The organism is Rhodococcus sp. IEGM 1318, assembly GCF_033142465.1.
In the GTDB taxonomy this organism is placed as follows: Bacteria; Actinomycetota; Actinomycetes; order Mycobacteriales; family Mycobacteriaceae; genus Rhodococcus_F; species Rhodococcus_F qingshengii_B.
The window spans coordinates 92749-111393 of the sequence record NZ_JAWLSC010000004.1 but is presented as its reverse complement, the minus strand read 5'-3'; the positions used below and the strand labels follow the sequence as shown (position 1 = coordinate 111393).

The window sequence follows — 18645 nt, the reverse complement described above, 5'->3', positions numbered from 1 at the left end:
AACCTGCCATGGCACTACCCCTGCTCGAAGATCACCGTGACCTGGCCGAAGCGGTGGACGCATTCGCGAACCGCTTCGGTGGAATCGCCGATACGCGGAGCAACGGCAAGAGGTACGGCGCCGGTGATCGGCCGGACTCGTGGGATGGGTTGGTCCGTCAGGGCCTGCACGCAGTGCACCTGCCGGAGCAGTACGGTGGTGACGGGGCGGGTCTTGCCGAACTTGCAGTGGTAGTCGAGCAATTGGGTGATGCGCTCTATCCGGGACCGTACGTTCCGACGGTCATCGCGAGTGGGATTCTCGCAACAGCCGCAGGCTCGGCTGCGGAAGCAATGCTGACCGAATTGGCCACCGGTGCAACCGGAGCAGTCTGTACGGGCGCGGGATTGCGCGCGGCTCGAAGCGACGATGGGTGGACGGTGAGCGGTTCTGCCGACCCAGCTCTAGGTCTACCCGGAGCTGATGTCGTTCTCGTGCGGGCGAACAGCGAAGACGGCGAGTTGTGGTTCCGGCTCGAACCGTCGCCTTCCGCTGCGGTGGAGGTCGAAGACGGAGTGGATCTGACACGATCGATCGGAACACTGACCTTGACCGATCACCAGGTCGATGACGGGCTGACCGTCGACGGTCTCGAGGCCCACCGAGTCGAACTGATCGTCAACACGGTGTTGGCTGCGGAGGCGAGCGGTATCGCCGGGTGGGCGCTACGCACCGCGGTCGACTATGTGAAGTCCCGTCAGCAGTTCGGCCGTCCGGTCGGAAGCTTCCAGGCAGTCCAGCACAAGGCAGCCATGATGCTGGTCCGCTCCGAGATTGCCTGTGCCGCAGCATGGGATGCGGCTCGATCCGAGGACCACGACGAGGATCAGCAGAAACTTGTCTCGGCTCAAGCTGCGTTGGCTGCACTGCCGGTCGGCATCGAGAATGCCCTCGAATGTGTGACGTTGCTCGGCGGAATCGGATTCACCTGGGAGCACGACGCGCATCTGTACTGGCGCCGGGCGATCAGTATCGCGGCGGTGGCAGGGTCCGAGGTGAAGTGGGCACATGCCTTGGGAGGCCGGTCTGCCGATTCGGAACGGGATTTCTCCTTTGGCGACCCGGAAATGCTGCCGGAGCTACGAGAGCAGGTTCGTAGGGTTCTGGACGAGGTTGCGCTGCTGCCCGACGACGGAACCACCAGCGCGAGTTGGGCGCCGGCCAAGGGGAGTGCTCGACGCGCCCGATTGGCCGACGCCAAACTGGTTGCCCCGCACTATCGGGCGCCGTACGGGCTGGGAGCAGGACCGAGAGAACAGGCCGTCATCGCACACGAATTCGCGATGCGAGGTTGGGCTCAACCGTCCACGGTGATCGGGGAATGGGTACTGCCCACGATTCTCGAACACGGCAACACCGAGCAGCAGGACAGGTTTATCGAGCCTTCGCTGCGAGCCGACATCATCTGGTGCCAGCTCTTCAGTGAGCCGGGCGCGGGATCAGACCTGGCCGGTCTGAGTACCAAAGCCCGCAAGGTCGACGGTGGCTGGGTCTTGTCGGGTCAGAAAGTGTGGAACTCGGGTGCGCACGAGGCCGATTGGGGAGTTTGCCTGGCGCGTTCCGACGCGGACGCTCCGAAACATCGTGGGCTGTCGTACTTCCTGGTCGACATGACCTCGAAGGGAATCGACGTACGTCCGCTCAAGCAAGCCACCGGTAAGTCGGAGTTCAACGAGGTATTCCTCGACGACGTGTTCGTGCCGGACGACTGCCTGGTCGCGGAACCGGGGCAGGGCTGGAAGTTGGCTGCGACAACACTGTCCAACGAGCGTCTGAGCATGGGCAGCACACTCCACCACGGTTCGAGCGATCAATTTCGTCAGGTGATTGCCGATGCGAGCCACGACTGCCCCCGCGAAGATGCAGTGGAAGGCCTCGGCCGCAGTATCTCTCGTGAACTGGCGCTGTCCGCGATCAATCTGCGTGGGGTGTCGGCGCGACTGGCGGGTCAGGAACCGGGTGCCGAGATCAGCGTCTCGAAGGTGTACAACGCGCTGGCGCAACGTGAGGGCTCGCGAGACCTGCTGCGTCTGCTCGGACCGCGCGCCGCCGTTGTCGATCCGGCAGCGAACTACGCGATAGACCACATCGGACTTCCCTCGATTCTGTTCGGCGGCGGAACTGTCGAAATTCAACTCAACGTGATCGCGCAGCGCGTACTCGGCCTGCCGCGTTCGTAGATCTTAGGAGCTTCACCATGTATTTGGATTTGTCGGAGGATTCGAAGACTCTGCGCAAGGAATTGCGCGCGTATTTCGCAGAGATCATCAACGAGGAAGATCGTCGTGCTCTCGTGGATCAGACCGAAGGCGGCCCCGTCTTCGATCGCATCCTGCGCCGGATGGGTAAAGACGGTTGGCTGGGCTTGGGGTGGCCGGAGGAATTCGGCGGTCGGGGTGAGAACCCCGAAGCTCTGTACGTGTTCTACGACGAGGTGATTCGTGCGAATGCGCCGCTGTCACTGGTGACGCTGAACACGGTTGGCCCAGCGCTGATCAAGCACGGAACGCAGGCACAGAAGGACTTCTTCCTACGTCCGATTCTGGCGGGCGAGTTGATCTTTGCCATCGGCTACACCGAGCCCAATGCAGGCACCGACCTCGCGGCACTCGAAACACGTGCCCGCATCGAGGGTGACGAGCTGGTCATCAACGGCAACAAGATCTTCACCAGTGCCGGTGTGTTTGCCGACTGGGTCTGGCTTGCCGTTCGTACCGATCCTGACGCGCCGACGCATCAGGGCATTTCGGTGGTCCTGGTGCCGACGAACTCCCCGGGGTTCTCGGTCACCGAAATTCACACCGTGGGTGGAATCAGCACTTCGGCAACCTATTACGAAGATGTTCGGGTGCCGATCGCCAATGTCGTCGGTGAGCTCAATCAGGGGTGGAAGCTCATCACCAACCAGCTCAACCACGAGCGTGTTGCTCTGGCGGCACGCGGCGGTATCGCCAACGAGCTCTTTGCCGAGGTGGTCGAATGGGCACAGACCGAACCCGCCGGTGCCGGCCACGTCTACGACATCGGCTGGGTACGTGAGAAATTGGCAGAGGTCTACGCGCTGCTCTGTGCTGCCGACTTGATGAATCTGCGACTGGTGGCGGACGTCGCCGCCAACACCTTGGGCGGCGGGGATTCGGCCGCGGCCAAGATCTTCGGTACCGAAGCCGTCGTCAGTGCGTACGGCATGCTGCAGGAAGTGCTGGGTGCCAAAGGCTTACTGCGCCCCGGTACACCCGGAGCGGTACTGGAAGGGCGGGTCGAGAACCTGGGTCGGCGCGCCCAGAACAACACCTTCGGTGGTGGTACCAACGAAGTGATGCGTGAAATTGTCGCCGCAAAATGCCTGGGCATGGCGCTTGCTGCGCGTCGCCGGCCCGCTGCACAGAACGAAAAGAGCTGACATGGAATTCGAATTCGACGACAACTTGTCCGCCGTGCGGGATCTGAGTGAATCGATCTTCTCGGCGAAGTCCGGAGTGGACCGACTGCGGGAAGTGGAGAGCACCAGCGGTTTCGACGCCGAACTGTGGAAGCTCCTCGCCGACTCCGACGTTCTGGGAATCGCTCTGCCGGAAGAGGTCGGGGGAGCAGGACTCGGAATGCTCGGCCTGGCCGCGGTGCTCGAACAACAGGGCCGCCGGGTCGCCCAGGTGCCGCTCTGGTCGGTGATTTCCACGGCGGCGCTGCCGATTTCCGAGTTCGGCAGCACGGAGCAGAAAGCGTCGTGGCTTCCGGAACTGCTCGACGGCTCGGTGATCGTCACCGGCGCATTCGACACCGGCTACAACGCCGAGACGGCGGTTCGCGCCGAACCGGCGCCTGACGGTTGGGTTCTGTCAGGCCACGTCGACTCCGTGCCTGCCGCGGAGTTCGCGGCCGCGCTGGTCGTTCCGGTGACGATGCCGGACGGCAGTGTCAGCGTCATGATCGTGCCCACGGACCGGGACGCGCTGGTGCGTACACCGCTTGCGGTGACGAACCGCGAGAGCAACAGCGCTGTGCAATTCGACGGGGTTGCGGTTACTACAGCTGACGCACTTCCCGCAGACGGCGCGGTGGTTCGAGACTGGACGTTGCGGCGCGCACGGGTCGCGCTGGCGGCCCTGGCTACCGGCGTCTGCGAGGAAGCGCTGGCGATGACGGCGAAATACACCTCGGAGCGAGTGCAGTTCGGTCGCCCGCTCTCGACCAATCAGGCAGTGGCAGTCCGGGCCGCCGACGCGTACCTCGACACCGAGAGCACAAGATTGACCACGCATCGCGCTGCCTGGCTGATGGACAGCGGAGTCGAGAGTGAAGCGGAAGCAGCGGCACTGGTCGCCAAATGGTGGGCGTCTCGCGGTGGCCTGCGCGTGGTGCACGCGACCCAGCACCTGCACGGCGGGATGGGCGCGGATATCGACTACCCGATTCACCGCTACTTCCTGTGGGGACGCCAGATCGCCTTCACCTTGGGGAGCGCGGGGGCGATAGGCGCCGAACTCGCCGATCAGCTGGAAATCCGCGCTCAGATCGGGGCGTCGGCGTGAATATCTGAGATGGCAGGTTCCAGTCACAGGCAGCGCGTCGGCAATCATCGCGCTACTCTGCCCTTCGTGAATCGCACCAGTTCGTTCATCAGGCCGTTGGTTCCTCGGGATCCGCACGAGCCGCATCGGGTGGCGACGCCGCTCGAGCTGCTCACCGACCTCTGCTTCGTCGTGGCGGTCGCTCAAGCGGCCACCGGTCTGCACCATGCGATCAGCGAAGGGCACGCGGCCTCGGGCGTCGGACACTTCGCGATGGCGTTCTTCGCGATCTGGTGGACGTGGCTGAACTTCACGTGGTTCACCTCGGCGTACGACAACGACGACGGAATCGCCCGCCTGCTGACCATCTTCCAGATCCTCGGGTCGCTGGTTCTGGCCGCCGGCATCGTCCGCTTCTTCAACGACGACGCCCTGCTGATCATCGTCGGCTACGTCATCATGCGAATAGCCCTGGTCATCCAATGGCTCAGGGTTTCGCGGAATGACCCGGAACACGCGCTGACGGCTCGTCGATACGCTCTCGGAATCGTTCTGGTCCAGATGGGTTGGATCGGTTTCTACTTCGTGCCGTCCGCGATCTACGTCCCGACGTTCTTGGCGTTGGTTCTGTGCGAGTTCGCGGTTCCGATCTGGTCCGAGAAGCCGGGCATGACGCCGTGGCACCCGCATCACATCGCTGAGCGGTACTCGTTGTTCTTCATCATCGTTCTGGGCGAGACGATCCTCTCGACCACCATCGCAATTCAGGACGCCGTGGACGGTGAGCATCCGGCAGCGCAGGTCACCTATGTCGTGATCGGCGGCATCCTGATCGTGTTCAGCCTGTGGTGGCTGTACTTCCAACGCAATGCCGGCGAAGTGATCGGTGGTGACAACGTCTCACCCTTCGTCTGGGGTTTCGGTCACTACTTCATCTTCGCCGCCGCTGCCGCCATCGGTGCCGGGTTGGCCTCGCGCGTCGACTTCTGGACTCATCACGGTGACGGCAGCGCATTGGTGACGGGTGCTGCAGTCACCGTGCCGGTCGCGGTCATCCTCGCAGCCTTGTGGTTCATTCACATTCGACTGCACGACTCCTCGGTACGAACCCTCGTGCCGTTCGGCGTGGCCATTGCGGTGATCGTCGGCGGCACTTTCACCGCCGTCCCGGAATTGGTGGCCGGTCTGGCGTGCGCTGCGCTGCTGGCAGTGGAATTGGTTCTCGCTGAGGGAACGAAGGGTACTGCCGCGTGCTGATCGCCAGGCGTGTTTTCGAAATGACGACCAAAGTTGGGCCGCCGGTCCAGTCTCGCGTCGTCGAAAATCCAGATCCCAGGCACAGATCCAGATTCCCGACGACGCGCTGCAAACCAAGTCGTAGTGGGTCCGTCCATCGACCTCCTGCCGTTCCCGCCATCCTCGGAGTTCAGCTGCAGGGACTACTCGACTTTGTCGAGGTCGACTCCCTTGGTCTCGCGGCTTGCCAAGAGTGCGATCACGGTGATCGACATCGTGGTCACCAGGTAACCCACGACCATGCCTACGCCGTGGTTCTCGATGAGCCAGATGGCGATGAACGGGGCAGGTGCACCGGCGATGATCGACGAACCTTGGAAAACCAGCGAGGAGCCGGCATAGCGATAGCGGGTCGGGAACAACTCGGTGATCCAGGCTGCTTCCGGGCCGGCGAGCATGCCGTGGAACAGTGCTCCGACGCACACACCGAGCCACAGCATCGGAAGGCTCTCGAGTTGGACAAGCCAGAAGAAGACTGGAGCCCACATCATGAGGACGACAGCGGGCACGAGCATTGCGAGGCGTCGGCCGACCCGGTCGGACCACGCTCCGCCCCCGATCATGCCAACGAACTGGAACACCGAGGCGAAGGTAACTGCCATGATGACGTTGCCGCGCTCGAAGTCGAAATATGTTGTGGCGTAAGCAATGACAAAGATCGTGTAAACGTAGAAAGCGATGTTTTCGCCGATGCGCATGCCGAGGCCGATGAGCACCGTGCCCGGTCGTGACAACGCTTCGAGAATGCTCGAGCGGTTCTCCTGCTGTGGCGCCTTTGCAGCTTGCTCCTGTGCGGCCTTGAACACAGGCGATTCCTCAACGCCGCGGCGCACCCAGAAGCCGATGACGAGCAGCGGGATCGCGAACAGAAAGGCGATGCGCCAACCCCATTGGTCGAACGCCTCGTCCGGGACTGCGAATACGAGGATCGATACCACGACGGTGGCCAGCACCGTACCCATCGGTGCACCGGCCTGCGGCCACGAGGCCCAGAAACCGCGACGCTTGGGTTCGCCGTACTCACTGACCAGCAGCACTGCGGCACCGAACTCGCCGCCGAGCGCGAAGCCCTGGATCATGCGTAGGACTACCAACCCGACAGTGGCCCAGATGCCCACCTGTTCGTAGGTGGGCAGCAAGCCGATCGCGGCAGTCGCCGTACCCAGCAGAATGAAGGTGGTCACCAGCATCGGCTTGCGGCCGTACTTGTCGCCGAGGTGCCCGAATACGATGCCGCCGAGCGGCCGGGCGACGAAGCCCAGGCCCTGGGTGGCGAGTGCGAGCAGCAGCTTCGCAACGCCGCTGTCGCCCGGGAAGAAAAGCGGCCCCAGTACGGTTGCGGCGAGGATGCCGTAGATCGCGAAGTCATACCACTCGAGAACGGCACCAGCCATGCTGCCGGTCAGTACGCGCTTGAAACTACTGCGGGGGACGGCGTCGCTGGCGGGAGGCTCTTCCAGGTCGGAGACCTGGGTTGTCTGTGATCCCATGAGGATCCTTTCGGGTCGGGAAGAAATGGGGGAAAGATGGGTCAGAGGGCGAGGGAGATCTTCTGTCCGCAGGCGCGCGAGCAGCAGGTCATCATCGATTTATTCTGAGCGCGTTCGGTTTTCGTGAGCACCATGTCGCGGTGATCCACCTCGCCGTCGAGGACGGGGGCCTCGCACGATCCGCACAGGCCTTCCTCGCAATCGCTCGGGATGTCGATATTGGAGGCACGCAACGCGTCGAGGACGGTCTGATCGGCGGCGACCTGGATTGTCAGACCGGAGTCACGGAGTTCAACCTCGAACGCGTGCTCGTTGGACGGGTCGAGTGTCGCGAGCGTGGAGGTGAAATGCTCGACGTGCAGCGAGTCTTCGGGCCAGTGCGCAGTAGCCTCCCCGAGCGCGGCGAGCAGTCGTTCAGGACCACAGGAGTAGATCTGAGTGTGTGCCGTTGCAGTGGAGAACACTGTCGTGATGTCGAGGCGGTTGCCCGCGGTGCTGGAATGCACGACAAGGCGGTCGCTGTGATCGGCATTCAGCCTGTCGAGCATCGCCATCGTGGCGACACTGCTTCCGCAGTAATGGATCTCGTAATCCTTGCCCACGGCCTTGGCATGATCGGCCATCGTCACGATCGGCGTGATTCCGATGCCGCCTGCTACGAAGACGTAGCGCTCGGCAGCCGGATCGAGCTTGAAATGGTTGCGGGGCCCACGCATCTTGAGGGTGTGGCCGGCTTCGAGAGTGTGGTGCACGTACCGTGAGCCGCCCCGACTCTCGGGCTCTTCGCGCACGGCGATCTCGTAGCGGGACAGATCGTGAGAGTTGCCGCAGAGCGAGTACTGCCGCGTCAGATCGCCGAGATCGATGTCGATATGCGCGCCTGGCGTCCACTTCGGAAGTGCTTTGCCGGAAGGATCGGAGAGGGTCACCATGACCACGCCGTCGGCGGCGGGAGTGATCGCGTCCACCCGCACCGTGCGCGAGATATTGGTCTTGGACGGCTCACCGATCTTCACGGGCTGTGTTCGCGTGAGAATCGAAGCATCGCGGAGTTCCGGGTTCGCATCCGGATTCCACTGTACCCAAACATGATCGGGTCCTCTGAATGAGGTGTTCGGTAGGTAGGTGAACTCCTGATCGGGGACCAGTTCCAGGTGTGGGAGTCGTGTGGTGATCTCCTCGAGGAAGATCTGCATCTCCATACGAGCTAGGTTCTTGCCCATGCACTGATGGCTGCCGTAGCCGAAAGTGAGGTGATCGCTCGAGTTCTCGCGGCGAATGTCGAACTCGTCTCCGCTCTCGAAATGGCGGTCGTCGCGGTTTGCGGACGACGTGACGATCAGGAGCTTGGCACCCTTCGGGATGTCGATGCCGCCGATTCGGGTGTCGGCAGTGGCCAGTCGGCGCCACGCGGCAACTGAGCCTGAGTGCCGCAGGCACTCCTCGACGGCGTTCGCGATCAGACTGGGATCCTCGCAGATCTCCTGCCACACGCTCCGGTTTTCGAGCAGCAAGCGGAATGCGTTGGCTGACGCGTTGGCGGTGGTCTCATGGGCGGCAACGATTCCCGCCATCATCATCGAGTGCAGATAGGAGTCGGTGACGACCTCCGGTTGTTCCTTCTGGACGCGGAGACCGTACGGCATCCAGCCGTGGCCGGAGGGATCCTTGCGCATCTTTTCGAGCACAGTGCCTGCGTACTGCCAGAATTTGCCTACGGCTTCGGCGACCGCGACCTGTTCCTCGGGTGCGGGTCGTCCCCAGGTGTTGACGGTGTGCGCGATCGAGTACTTGCGAAGGTCGTCCATGTCCTCCTCCGGCACGCCGAGGAAGTGCAGCGCGACGGTGAGCGGGACCTCCCACAGCATTTCGTCGACGAGGTCGACCTTGCCGGAGTCCACGAAGCGGTCGACGTACTCGCGGACGAGGCGACGAACCATCGGCTCGTGGTGCACGAGTTCCGCCGGTGTGAACGGATCCATCAATGCGCGGCGACGCGGCATGTGCGCGGGCTCGTCTTCGTTCACCAGGGTGCGCGACATCGCATAGTCGTACTTGGCGAGGGTGGCGGTGGCTTCCTCCGAGACAGGGGTGATCTTCTCCAGTGCGATGGACGGCGAGAACAGGATGTTATCGCGGAAGACGGCCTTGACGTCCGAATAACGGGTGACGACCCAGTAGCCGATCTCGGGACTGAAGAACACGGGCTCCTCGTCACGCGACCAGCGCAGCGACGCAGCGGGGTCCACCTGGTAGTCGCCGCCGAAGGGATTGAAGTCGGCTGCCTTTCCGGATACCGGACATCCCGAGTTAAGAGCCGCATGATCGATCGGGCATCCGTTCATGACTTCTGACATCTCTATAAACCGTCCTGAACTGTGAAGTTACTAATAGCGCACATAGTGTGCCTTGAGCGCACTTTGCACAGGGTAAGGGAGGTCACATTCAAAGGTCAAGATGGCTGAAAAACACAGTCGGGCGAAGATTTCGCCGACGGAACGATCAGGCAGAAATGAGGCGTTCGAGTTCTCGCGCCGTGGTCATCACGGCTTGGGCAGCGAGTTCGGTGTCGAGACCGTTGATCGCCACGACGCCGACGCTGCGCTCGAGGTTCGTAGCCGCTCCGAGCTTCTCAGGCAGTGCAATCCCGGACGCAATGCCGATGGCGCCGTGCTCGAGTTGCCCCAAAGTCAGGCTGTATCCGTCCTTGCGCGCCTGTTTGACCTCTTCGGAATCAGATGCAGCTTCGGGGCGCAGGGCCAATATCGCGATCCCGGCAGCACCCTTGTCGAGGGGGTGCCGCGTGCCGGTTCTGTATCCCACCCGGATGAGTGTGTCTTCGGGTTCGGCGACCATCAGTACAACGCAATCCTGGCCTTGCGCAACGGATATGAAGGCGGTTGCGCGCGTGGAGTTTGCCAGTGAGTGGAGTAGGGACTGCCCGTCCCGGTTGAGCTGTGGCTCGAAGCAAGAACCAAGAACCGCGGCTCCGACACCAAGTCGAATTCGTCCGTCCTCGATCCGAGCGACCAGCGAATGTGCTTCGAGTGTCGAAACGATGCGATAGCAGATGGCCCGGTGCACGTCGAGCTCACGAGCAAGGTCCGCAACCGAAATCCCGGCCGGGAACTGAGCAATGATGTCGAGCGCACGCAGCCCACGATCCAGAGTTTGCAGGGTACTCATTGGCGTCCTGTTCGTGGGCGGGCGGTCCGTGTCCGACTTTGCGTTGCCAGAGATCAGCGAATCGCGAGTCGCTCCTTGCGGAGCTTGTCGACCTCGGGTAGGTGCAGGGGTTCGAGCTCGTCGACGCCCAATGCCCGCATGAGTAGGAGGTCTGCGAGTTCCGGATTCCGGGCCAAGGCGGGTCCGTGCATGTACGTCCCGATCACCGAACCCTGTACGACGCCTTCGAAGCCGTCGCCGACGCCATTTCCGACACCATGGGTGACCCGTGCAAATCCGGAGGCCGAGCTGCCCAGAGTTGTTCCGCCGCGGTGGTTCTCGAACCCGGAGAGGGGTGCGGTGAGTCCGTCGATCAGCGGCTTCGTGATGACTTCGCCGATGGAGCGCTTCTCTTGCGGTGAGGTCGTGACGTCGAGCATCGAGACACCTTCGACGCGTTCGCCGCTGGAGGTTTCGTACCAGTTACCGAGCACCTGAATGGCGGCGCAGATCGCCAGAACCGGTGCGCCACGCTCAGCGGCGTGTTGCAGGCCAGGGTATTTCGCGAGGTGACGCGTTGCGAGGCGCTGAGCGGAATCCTCGGCGCCACCCAACGTGTACACGTCGAGCGAATCGGGGACCGGATCGCTGAGGGTAATGTCCACGATTTCAGCGTCGTAGCCGCGCATCCGCAGACGCTGACGCAGGATCAGGGCATTGCCGCCGTCACCGTAGGTACCCATCACGTCGGGGAGTACCAGACCGATGCGAACTGTCGAGTCAGACATTGCGAGACTCCTTCGCGATGGCGGTGTTGAGATCACGGAAGGCTGTGTAGTTCGCCAGTACCTCCACACGTCCGGGAGGGCAGGAAGCGATGGCGCGCAACGGATCCGGATCGAGGGTGTGCTCTACGCCAGCGTACGTGAGGCGAACTGCTAGATCAGTTCCGCGTTCGCCGGCGGCCACTACCTTGACGCCTTCGAAGTGCTCGAACTTCACGTCCCACAGCCAGGAGAGGTCCTCGCCGTCCGGCACCTGACCGTTCACTGCGATCACGAGTCCGTCCACCGTGGGATCGATCATCGACAGCGCTTCCTGCCAACCAGCGGGATTTTTCGCGAGCAGCATGTGAACGGAGTGCGGTCCGACCTCGACGGTGCTGTATCGACCGGCGACTTCTTGGACCGTCGACGCGGCGGCAACTGCCCCGACCGGATCTGCGCCCAAAGCTGCTGCTGCCGCTACTGCCTGAGCTGCGTTACCGCGGTTGGCTTTTCCGGGGAGAGTCAACGTCATCGGAATCTTCAGGCCGTCGGGGCCGTAGAGATTGTCGTCGTCGAGCCACCAGGTCGGCTCAGGCCGCGCGAAGTCGGAACCGGTACTGCGCCAGTGCTTTCCCTCCCACACGATGGGTTCGCCGGTGCGCGGGCAGCTGACGGAATCGCCGGCCCAGCCGCCGCCGGCAGCAACCCACACGACGTTGGTGGCGTCGTATGCCACGGAGGTGACAAGTACGTCATCGCAGTTGGCGACGATCACCGCGTTCGGATGAGCATTGACGCACGCGCGGAGCTTCCGCTCGATCATGTTGATCTCGCCGACCCGGTCGAGCTGATCGCGGCTGAGGTTGAGCAGCACGATCACTTCCGGGTTCACGGCGTCGGCTACGTGGGGGACGTGCAGTTCGTCGACCTCGAGTGCTGCCAGCGTCGCGTCCGTGCGCGCGGCCAGAGCGGCCACGATCCCGGCATCCATGTTTGCGCCGTCGGCCTGCGTGGCGACGTCACCGAGTGTCGCGAGCGCTGCGGCGGTCATACGCGTGGTCGTAGACTTGCCGTTGGTGCCGGTGACCACGACGGTGCGCTTGCCGCGTCCGAGCTGAGTCATGAGCGTCGGGTCGATCTTGAGGGCGATCAACCCGCCGATCATCGAGCCCTTGCCGCGACCGGCTTTCTGCGATGCCCAAGATGCTGCTGCGGCAGCTCGCATGGCGAGCTTTCCGCGCGCTGTGATCGATAGTCCAGTTCCCACGGCCCGAGTTTGGCACAGGGCGTCGTCAGACGCCGAGTCGCGCCGGTGGTGAGGCTGCAGGTGTGTCAGAGAAAACAGTGTTCGTGGGCTTACGCCTCATCTGTGCGGCACTCGCTCCGGCGATCACGATGACCGCCCCGACCAGTGACAACGGGCTCGGATCCTCGTGCAGGAACAGCCAGGACGCGCCGATTCCCACTACCGGCACCAGCAAGGAGAGCGGCGCCACCACGCCGGCGGGATAGCGGCCCATGAGCATCGTCCAGAGCCCGGATCCGGCGATGGTGCCGAGCACGATGATGTAGGCCAGCCCGACCAGCGACGGCCAGGTGTCGGCGCTGAATGCGGTGCCGAGTGCGTGCCAGCCGACGGTTGGGCCTTCGACCACGGCTGACAGTGCGAGCATCGGCAACGGCGGGATGACACACATCCACAACATCAAACGCATCGGTGCAGGCTCGCCGACGGTGTTCGCCGCGGCCAAGCGGCTGCCGAGATTGCCGAACGCCCAGGACAGACCGCCGAGGAGCGTGAGGATCACGGGCAACAGTGCCGCATGGTGCGAGCGGTCCCAGCCGATCAAGGACATACCGGCGACGGCGACGGCGATCCCGGAGACCTGCCAGACGCTGAGCTTCTCGCGGAGCAGAAACGCGCCGAGTATGACGGTGAACGGCGCTGACGACTGCAGAACCAGTGATGCAAGACCCGTCGGCATCCCCGAATGCATCGCCCAGAAGAGGAAGACGAACTGGCCGAATCCGAAACCGAATCCGTACAGCAACAGCCAACGGAGGGGTACCTGCGGACGCGGTACGAAGATGACGACCGGAATCGCGATGATCAGAAACCGCAGCGCAGCGAAGAAGAACGGCGGGAAATGATCCAGGCCGACGCGAATGGACAGGAAGTTCAGACCCCACAAGACGATCACGGTCAGGCCGAGGAGACGGTCGCGGGGAGTCATGACGTTCATCGTGAGCCGTACAAAGCATCAGATCAAGCGAATATAGATGCACTATCCATGTAGTTTTGCTACATGGATGCAGGGCGCTACAGAGAAGCTGGTCATTAGATGGACGCCACACGCTTGCGAATCCTCCGCGAGCTCGCCGATCGAGGAACTGTCGGCGCCACTGCTCTCGCTCTGTCGATGACGCCGTCCGCCGTCTCGCAACAACTCAAGATTCTCGGACGAGAAGCGGGGGTCTCGCTCCTCGAGCCGGACGGGCGCACGCTGCGCCTCACCGACGCGGGTCGAGCGCTGGTGCTCCGCGCCGATGACGTGGTGGCGGCGCTCGACCGGGCAGCAGAGGAGATGGCGTCGTACCGAGGCTCGCCGCGCGGCAAGGTGCGAGTCGCGTTCTTTCCTTCCGGTGCGGCACTCCTGCTGCCCGGTGTCCTGACGGCTCTGAAGAACTCGGACGTGGACATCGACGCCTACGACGTCGACAAACCGGCGTCGGCCGTCCCTGGGCTGTTGGCCGATCATGATGTGATCCTCACTCACCGTGACGAACGCGGAGCCGAGACGTCGTTTCCCCGGGTCAGCGTGCAACCGCTGATGCGTGAACCGATCGATCTGGTGCTGCGGCCTGATCATCCACTCGCCGAGCAGGATTCGGTTCGGTTGGAACAATTGGCCGATGAGAACTGGATAAGCGTGCGCGGCGGATTTCCGGTCGACGACGTTCTGTTGTCGGTCGCCTCCGTCACGGGGGTTCAGCCTCGCGTCGCTCATCGGATAAACGATTTCCGGGTGATCGAAGAGTTGGTGGCGGCGGGTCATGGCGTGGCTTTGATGCCGCGTTACGCCATCACGCACCCCGGAGTGTCGCGGAAACCGGTCGCGGGAGTGCGCGCTGCACGCGTTTATGAATTGGCAACTCGATTACATTCTGACCGCAGCCCGGCAATCGGAGTGGTTCTCGACGCCTTTCGTGACGTCGCACGTGCTGTTGGTGAATGAACGGCTGTTGGTGAATGAACACAAAACGGGAGCGACACGATTAGTGTCGCTCCCGTTTCGGTAGTGCAATCCTCACGGATTAGTGAGTGCCTCTTAGTGAGGGCCGGTATCAGGCGAGAGCCTTGGCCTTCAGTGCTGCGAATTCTTCTTCGCTGATGGTGCCGGCGTCGAGAAGAGCCTTTGCATCTGCGATGGATTCGGCCGGGGACTTTCCGGCAACCTCACGGATGTAGCTGTCCTGCGCGTTCTTGACCTGCTGCGCAGCCTCGAGGGACCGCTGTGCCATTCCGTCACTGCGAACGATCAGGTAGACGAGCGAGGTGAGCAGCGGAATGAAGAACAGGAAGACGATCCAGATTGCCTTCACCCATCCGGAGGTCTTGTGATCGCGGAACAGGTCGGTGATGATCGAGAAGAGCAGGATCAAGTATGCGATGAACGCGAAGCTGATGATGATCAGCCAGAGGAAGTCCCAAAAGGAATCCATTGTCGAGCTCCATTTCACAAGTCGGATTTGTCTGAGCTGACTATCTCACGCGCACGTGCGGTCTGCATCATCCTCGATGGGTGAATTCTTTTTGTTAACGTCGCTAACCGACTCTTTCGGGACCAATGTCATGCCGAATCGAAAACATGGACCGAAAATCTTCAGTGCCCTGAAAACGACCCTGGTCCCACCCGAAAATCGGGTGAGACCAGGGATTGTTCACGAGTCAGGAGCTGAGTGTCAGCTGGCGCGGTTCACTGCCGAGACCACAGCGCGCAGCGAGGCCGTCGTGATCGACGTGGCGATACCCACACCCCAGACGACGGTGCTCTGACCCTCCGGGCTCGTCACTGCGCACTCGACGTAGGCCGCGGCCTGGGCGTCGTCACCGGCGGACATCGCGTGCTCGGAGTAGTCGAGGACACGAACGTCGAAGTTGATGCTCCCCAGCGCGTCGACGAAGGCAGCGAGCGGGCCGTTGCCGGTGCCCGAGATCTCCTGCTCCTTGCCGTTGACCTTGACGATCGCGGTGATCGCATCGGTGCCGCCGTCTTCCTCGGACGCGGTGACCTTCTGCTTCATGCGCTCGAGCGGGGTGATGGGAGCGAGGTACTCCTCGTGGAAGACGTCCCACATTTCCTTCGGCGAAACCTCGCCGCCCTCACCGTCGGTGATCTTCTGAACCGACTGCGAGAACTCGACCTGCAGACGACGCGGCAGCACCAGACCGTGATCGGCCTTCATGATGTACGCGACGCCGCCCTTGCCGGACTGCGAGTTCACGCGGATGACTGCCTCGTAGCTGCGGCCGACGTCCTTCGGGTCGATCGGCAGGTAGGGGACCTGCCAGAGAATGTCGTCGACGTCGGAGTTCTGGCTGTCGGCGTCGACCTTCATGGCGTCGAGGCCCTTGTTGATGGCGTCCTGGTGGCTGCCGGAGAATGCGGTGTAGACCAGGTCGCCGCCGTACGGATGACGCTCGTGGACGGGCAGCTGGTTGCAGTACTCGACCGTGCGACGGATTTCGTCGATGTTCGAGAAATCGATCTGCGGGTCGACGCCGCGCGTGAACATGTTCAGAGCGAGGGTCACCAGGCAGACGTTGCCGGTGCGCTCACCGTTGCCGAACAGGCAGCCTTCGATGCGGTCTGCGCCGGCCTGGTAGCCCAGCTCGGCTGCAGCGACGCCGGTGCCGCGGTCGTTGTGGGGGTGCAGCGACAGGATGACCGAATCGCGGCGAGCCAGGTTGCGGTGCATCCACTCGATGGAGTCGGCGTACACGTTGGGCGTAGCCATCTCGACGGTGGCAGGCAGGTTCAGGATGACCGGGTTGGCAGGCGTCGCACCCAGGGTTTCGGTGACTGCGTCACATACTTCCTTGGCGTACTCGAGCTCGGTGCCGGTGTAGGACTCGGGGGAGTACTCCCAGCGCCAGTTCGTGTCCGGGTACTTCTTGGACTCGGCCAGGACCAGCTCGGCGGCGTCGGTGGCGATCTTCTTGATCGTGTCCTTGTCGGCGCGGAACACGACGCGGCGCTGCAGGATCGAGGTGGAGTTGTAGAAGTGCACGATCGCGTTCTCGGCACCTTCACAAGCCTCGAACGTGCGCTTGATCAGCTCGGGACGCGACTGCGTCAGCACCTGGATGGTGACATCGGACGGGATGGCGCCGTCCTCGATGATCTCGCGAACGAAATCGAAGTCCGTCTGGCTCGCGGACGGGAAGCCGACCTCGATCTCCTTGTAGCCCATGCGAACCAGGAGATCGAACATACGACGCTTGCGCGCCGGGCTCATCGGATCGATCAGCGCCTGGTTGCCGTCGCGCAGGTCAACGGCACACCACTGGGGTGCTCGGTCGATGATCTTGTCCGGCCAGGTGCGGTCGGGCAGCGTGACTGTCTCGACCTCTTCGGCGAACGGGCGGTAGCGGAACGTCGGCATCGACGAGTTCTTCTGCGTGTTCCACGCAGGCTGGTCGGAAGGTGCCGGCTTCGTGGGCGGGGTGATGGTGCGAGTGCCGGTGGTGAATGCGTCAGCGGGGGACATGGGTGTGATCTCCAGGATTGTGGACCCGGCCTGATGACCTGTTGGTCAAGACCATGAGTCCGGAAGGCTTGGTCGACCGGCGCACAAAAACCCCGCGGCGGGAGGCCAGTCTGGATCAGACCCCGTCGCGGCAACCAAGAAGGAGTGCGCGCTGCATGCACAGCACTCTACTCCTGGATTTCGCGAGAAATCGGTGGGGTTCGCCCTCATGTCCAATCTGTCGCCGAATTGTGCTGCCGTTTCGGCCCCGAAAATGGTGGACTGTCGTCCATGGATCCCCGAATCGCCGTGGCGAGCACGTACCTCGACGCGCTCCGCAGTCACGATGGTAGTTCCGTACCGCTGGCTCCGGACGCGGTACGTCACGAGGTCGGGTTGAAGACCGGATTTTCGGGGAATCATTTGCGGCGCAGCCTTTCCGGAGGTCCTCAGTATCGCGTGATCCGCGACATTCGTGAGGTGGAGTGGACGGTCGACGGGGATGACCTGACGGCTGACTACCTCCTTGACGCCGGGTTGTTCGGGCGCAACCTGATGACCGTTCGGGTTACCGAGACTTTCCGGATACCCGCTGACGATCACCGCATTCACCACATCACCGCGAAGATTCGACCGGCGCGCGCCAAGCGCGCGTGATGCGCTCGATCCGCTGGATCGTCTGTTCACTGCTGATCGTTCTCGCTGGTCTCGGTTCTGCCTGCTCGGTGGTTGCGCTGTTCGTCCACGCCCAGGTGAACGACACCGACAGCTACGTCGAGACGGTTGCCCCGTTGGCCGCCGACCCCGCTGTCCAATCGGCGGTCGTCGACCGGCTGACCGAGGAATTGACGCAGCGGTTGGACAGATTTCCGCAGGTGGTGACGAGACAAGCCGAGAGACTCGTTCGCGAGGCGGCTCAGTCGTTGGTTCAGAGCGACCAGTATGCGACGCTTTGGACTGCGGCCAACCGTCAAGCGCACGCGCAACTTGCTGCGATGGTGACCGGCCGAGCCACCGACGGCATCGTTCGGTCCGACGACAGCGGAACAGTCACCTTGTCCCTCGAGCCGGTCATGACAGAACTGCGGACGAACCTCCGCGATCGCGGATTCACCGTCGTCGATCGCCTCCCGAAACTCGATCCGCAGTTCGAGATCCTGCAGTCCGACGAGCTGGTGCGGGCCCGGGACCTCTCGGACACTCTCGACCGAGCAGCGGCCTGGCTGCCGTGGGCTTCGGTGGCCTGCGCGATTGCGGCCGTCGCGGTTGCGCCGGGGCGAAGGCGCGCGCTGTCCCTGGTCGGGCTGGCGACGGCGGTGGCGATGATCGCCCTGTTGGTGGCGCTGGCCGTCGTGCGGCGGGTCTATTTACAGAATTCAGACATACCGTCGTCCGAGGCGGCAGTCGCGGTGTACGACGCGCTGGCAGTTTCGCTGGTCAGCAGTATCCGCGTGCTTCTCGCCTGCGGAGTTGCCGTCGCGGTGGTCGGTTACGTTGCCGGTGGTTCGCGTTCTGCGACGTTGATGCGAGCGCGGATCTCGCAACTGATCCCGCGCGGATCTGAGGCGAACAGCAGTACGCATCGGGAAGTCCCAGGACCACCTCGGTAAGCTCGACCTCTGGTAT

General features: G+C 62.9%; 15 protein-coding genes. 7 read left to right on the top strand and 8 right to left on the bottom strand.

The annotated features are described in order from the left end of the window. Positions 1-8: 8 nt before the first annotated feature. From R4P65_RS11385 to R4P65_RS11370, 4 genes are all read left to right on the top strand, one after another. Positions 9-2219: an acyl-CoA dehydrogenase gene (locus R4P65_RS11385; protein WP_317826563.1), complete on the top strand. Its 2211-nt coding sequence runs from the start codon at positions 9-11 to the stop codon at positions 2217-2219. A gap of 17 nt (positions 2220-2236) precedes the next feature. After that, the gene (locus R4P65_RS11380) at positions 2237-3442 is read left to right on the top strand and encodes an acyl-CoA dehydrogenase family protein (RefSeq protein ID WP_317826562.1); all 1206 of its coding nucleotides are present in this window, start codon (positions 2237-2239) and stop codon (positions 3440-3442) included. 1 nt (position 3443) lies between these two features. Continuing rightward, positions 3444-4571: an acyl-CoA dehydrogenase family protein gene (locus R4P65_RS11375; RefSeq protein ID WP_317826561.1), complete on the top strand. Its 1128-nt coding sequence runs from the start codon at positions 3444-3446 to the stop codon at positions 4569-4571. 66 nt (positions 4572-4637) lie between these two features. Beyond that, positions 4638-5807: a low temperature requirement protein A gene (locus R4P65_RS11370; RefSeq protein WP_317826560.1), complete on the top strand. Its 1170-nt coding sequence runs from the start codon at positions 4638-4640 to the stop codon at positions 5805-5807. Between the two features lie 182 nt (positions 5808-5989). Here R4P65_RS11370 and R4P65_RS11365 read toward each other — a convergent pair whose 3' ends face one another. From R4P65_RS11365 to R4P65_RS11340, 6 genes are all read right to left on the bottom strand, one after another. Then, entirely contained in the window at positions 5990-7336 is a 1347-nt protein-coding gene (locus R4P65_RS11365; protein WP_317826559.1) for an MFS transporter, read from the bottom strand. 41 nt (positions 7337-7377) lie between these two features. Next, positions 7378-9681 carry a cytochrome P450/oxidoreductase gene (locus R4P65_RS11360; protein ID WP_317826805.1) on the bottom strand — a complete coding sequence of 768 codons (2304 nt, stop codon included), beginning with the start codon at positions 9679-9681 and terminating at the stop codon, positions 7378-7380. 157 nt (positions 9682-9838) lie between these two features. Continuing rightward, entirely contained in the window at positions 9839-10522 is a 684-nt protein-coding gene (locus R4P65_RS11355) for an IclR family transcriptional regulator (RefSeq protein ID WP_113683518.1), read from the bottom strand. Positions 10523-10575: 53 nt separating this feature from the next. Beyond that, a complete protein-coding gene (locus tag R4P65_RS11350) occupies positions 10576-11289 on the bottom strand; it encodes a glutamine amidotransferase (RefSeq protein WP_317826558.1) in 714 nt (237 codons plus the stop codon). Continuing rightward, complete coding sequence (locus R4P65_RS11345; RefSeq protein ID WP_003943457.1) at positions 11282-12535, bottom strand: Mur ligase family protein; 1254 nt, start codon at positions 12533-12535, stop codon at positions 11282-11284. Before R4P65_RS11345 ends, R4P65_RS11350 begins: the two co-directional genes overlap by 8 nt. Before the next feature lie 25 nt (positions 12536-12560). Then, on the bottom strand, positions 12561-13502 hold the full coding sequence (locus R4P65_RS11340; protein WP_317826557.1) for an EamA family transporter: 942 nt from the start codon (positions 13500-13502) through the stop codon (positions 12561-12563). A 108-nt stretch (positions 13503-13610) separates the two neighbouring features. Between R4P65_RS11340 and R4P65_RS11335 the strand changes: the two genes are divergently transcribed. Beyond that, a complete protein-coding gene (locus R4P65_RS11335; RefSeq protein WP_317826556.1) occupies positions 13611-14504 on the top strand; it encodes a LysR family transcriptional regulator in 894 nt (297 codons plus the stop codon). Between the two features lie 109 nt (positions 14505-14613). On the opposite strand, the gene R4P65_RS11330 is transcribed toward R4P65_RS11335, so the two are convergent. Together R4P65_RS11330 and leuA are read right to left on the bottom strand one after the other, a co-directional pair. Continuing rightward, positions 14614-14991 carry an SHOCT domain-containing protein gene (locus R4P65_RS11330; RefSeq protein WP_003943489.1) on the bottom strand — a complete coding sequence of 126 codons (378 nt, stop codon included), beginning with the start codon at positions 14989-14991 and terminating at the stop codon, positions 14614-14616. A gap of 240 nt (positions 14992-15231) precedes the next feature. Next, positions 15232-17040: a 2-isopropylmalate synthase gene (gene leuA, locus R4P65_RS11325; protein WP_230816577.1), complete on the bottom strand. Its 1809-nt coding sequence runs from the start codon at positions 17038-17040 to the stop codon at positions 15232-15234. A 270-nt stretch (positions 17041-17310) separates the two neighbouring features. Between leuA and R4P65_RS11320 the strand changes: the two genes are divergently transcribed. Together R4P65_RS11320 and R4P65_RS11315 are read left to right on the top strand one after the other, a co-directional pair. Next, positions 17311-17676 (top strand): hypothetical protein, encoded by a 366-nt coding sequence (locus R4P65_RS11320; RefSeq protein ID WP_182262149.1) that lies wholly within the window; start codon positions 17311-17313, stop codon positions 17674-17676. After that, positions 17676-18629 (top strand): hypothetical protein, encoded by a 954-nt coding sequence (locus tag R4P65_RS11315; RefSeq protein WP_317826555.1) that lies wholly within the window; start codon positions 17676-17678, stop codon positions 18627-18629. Before R4P65_RS11320 ends, R4P65_RS11315 begins: the two co-directional genes overlap by 1 nt. Positions 18630-18645 lie beyond the last annotated feature (16 nt).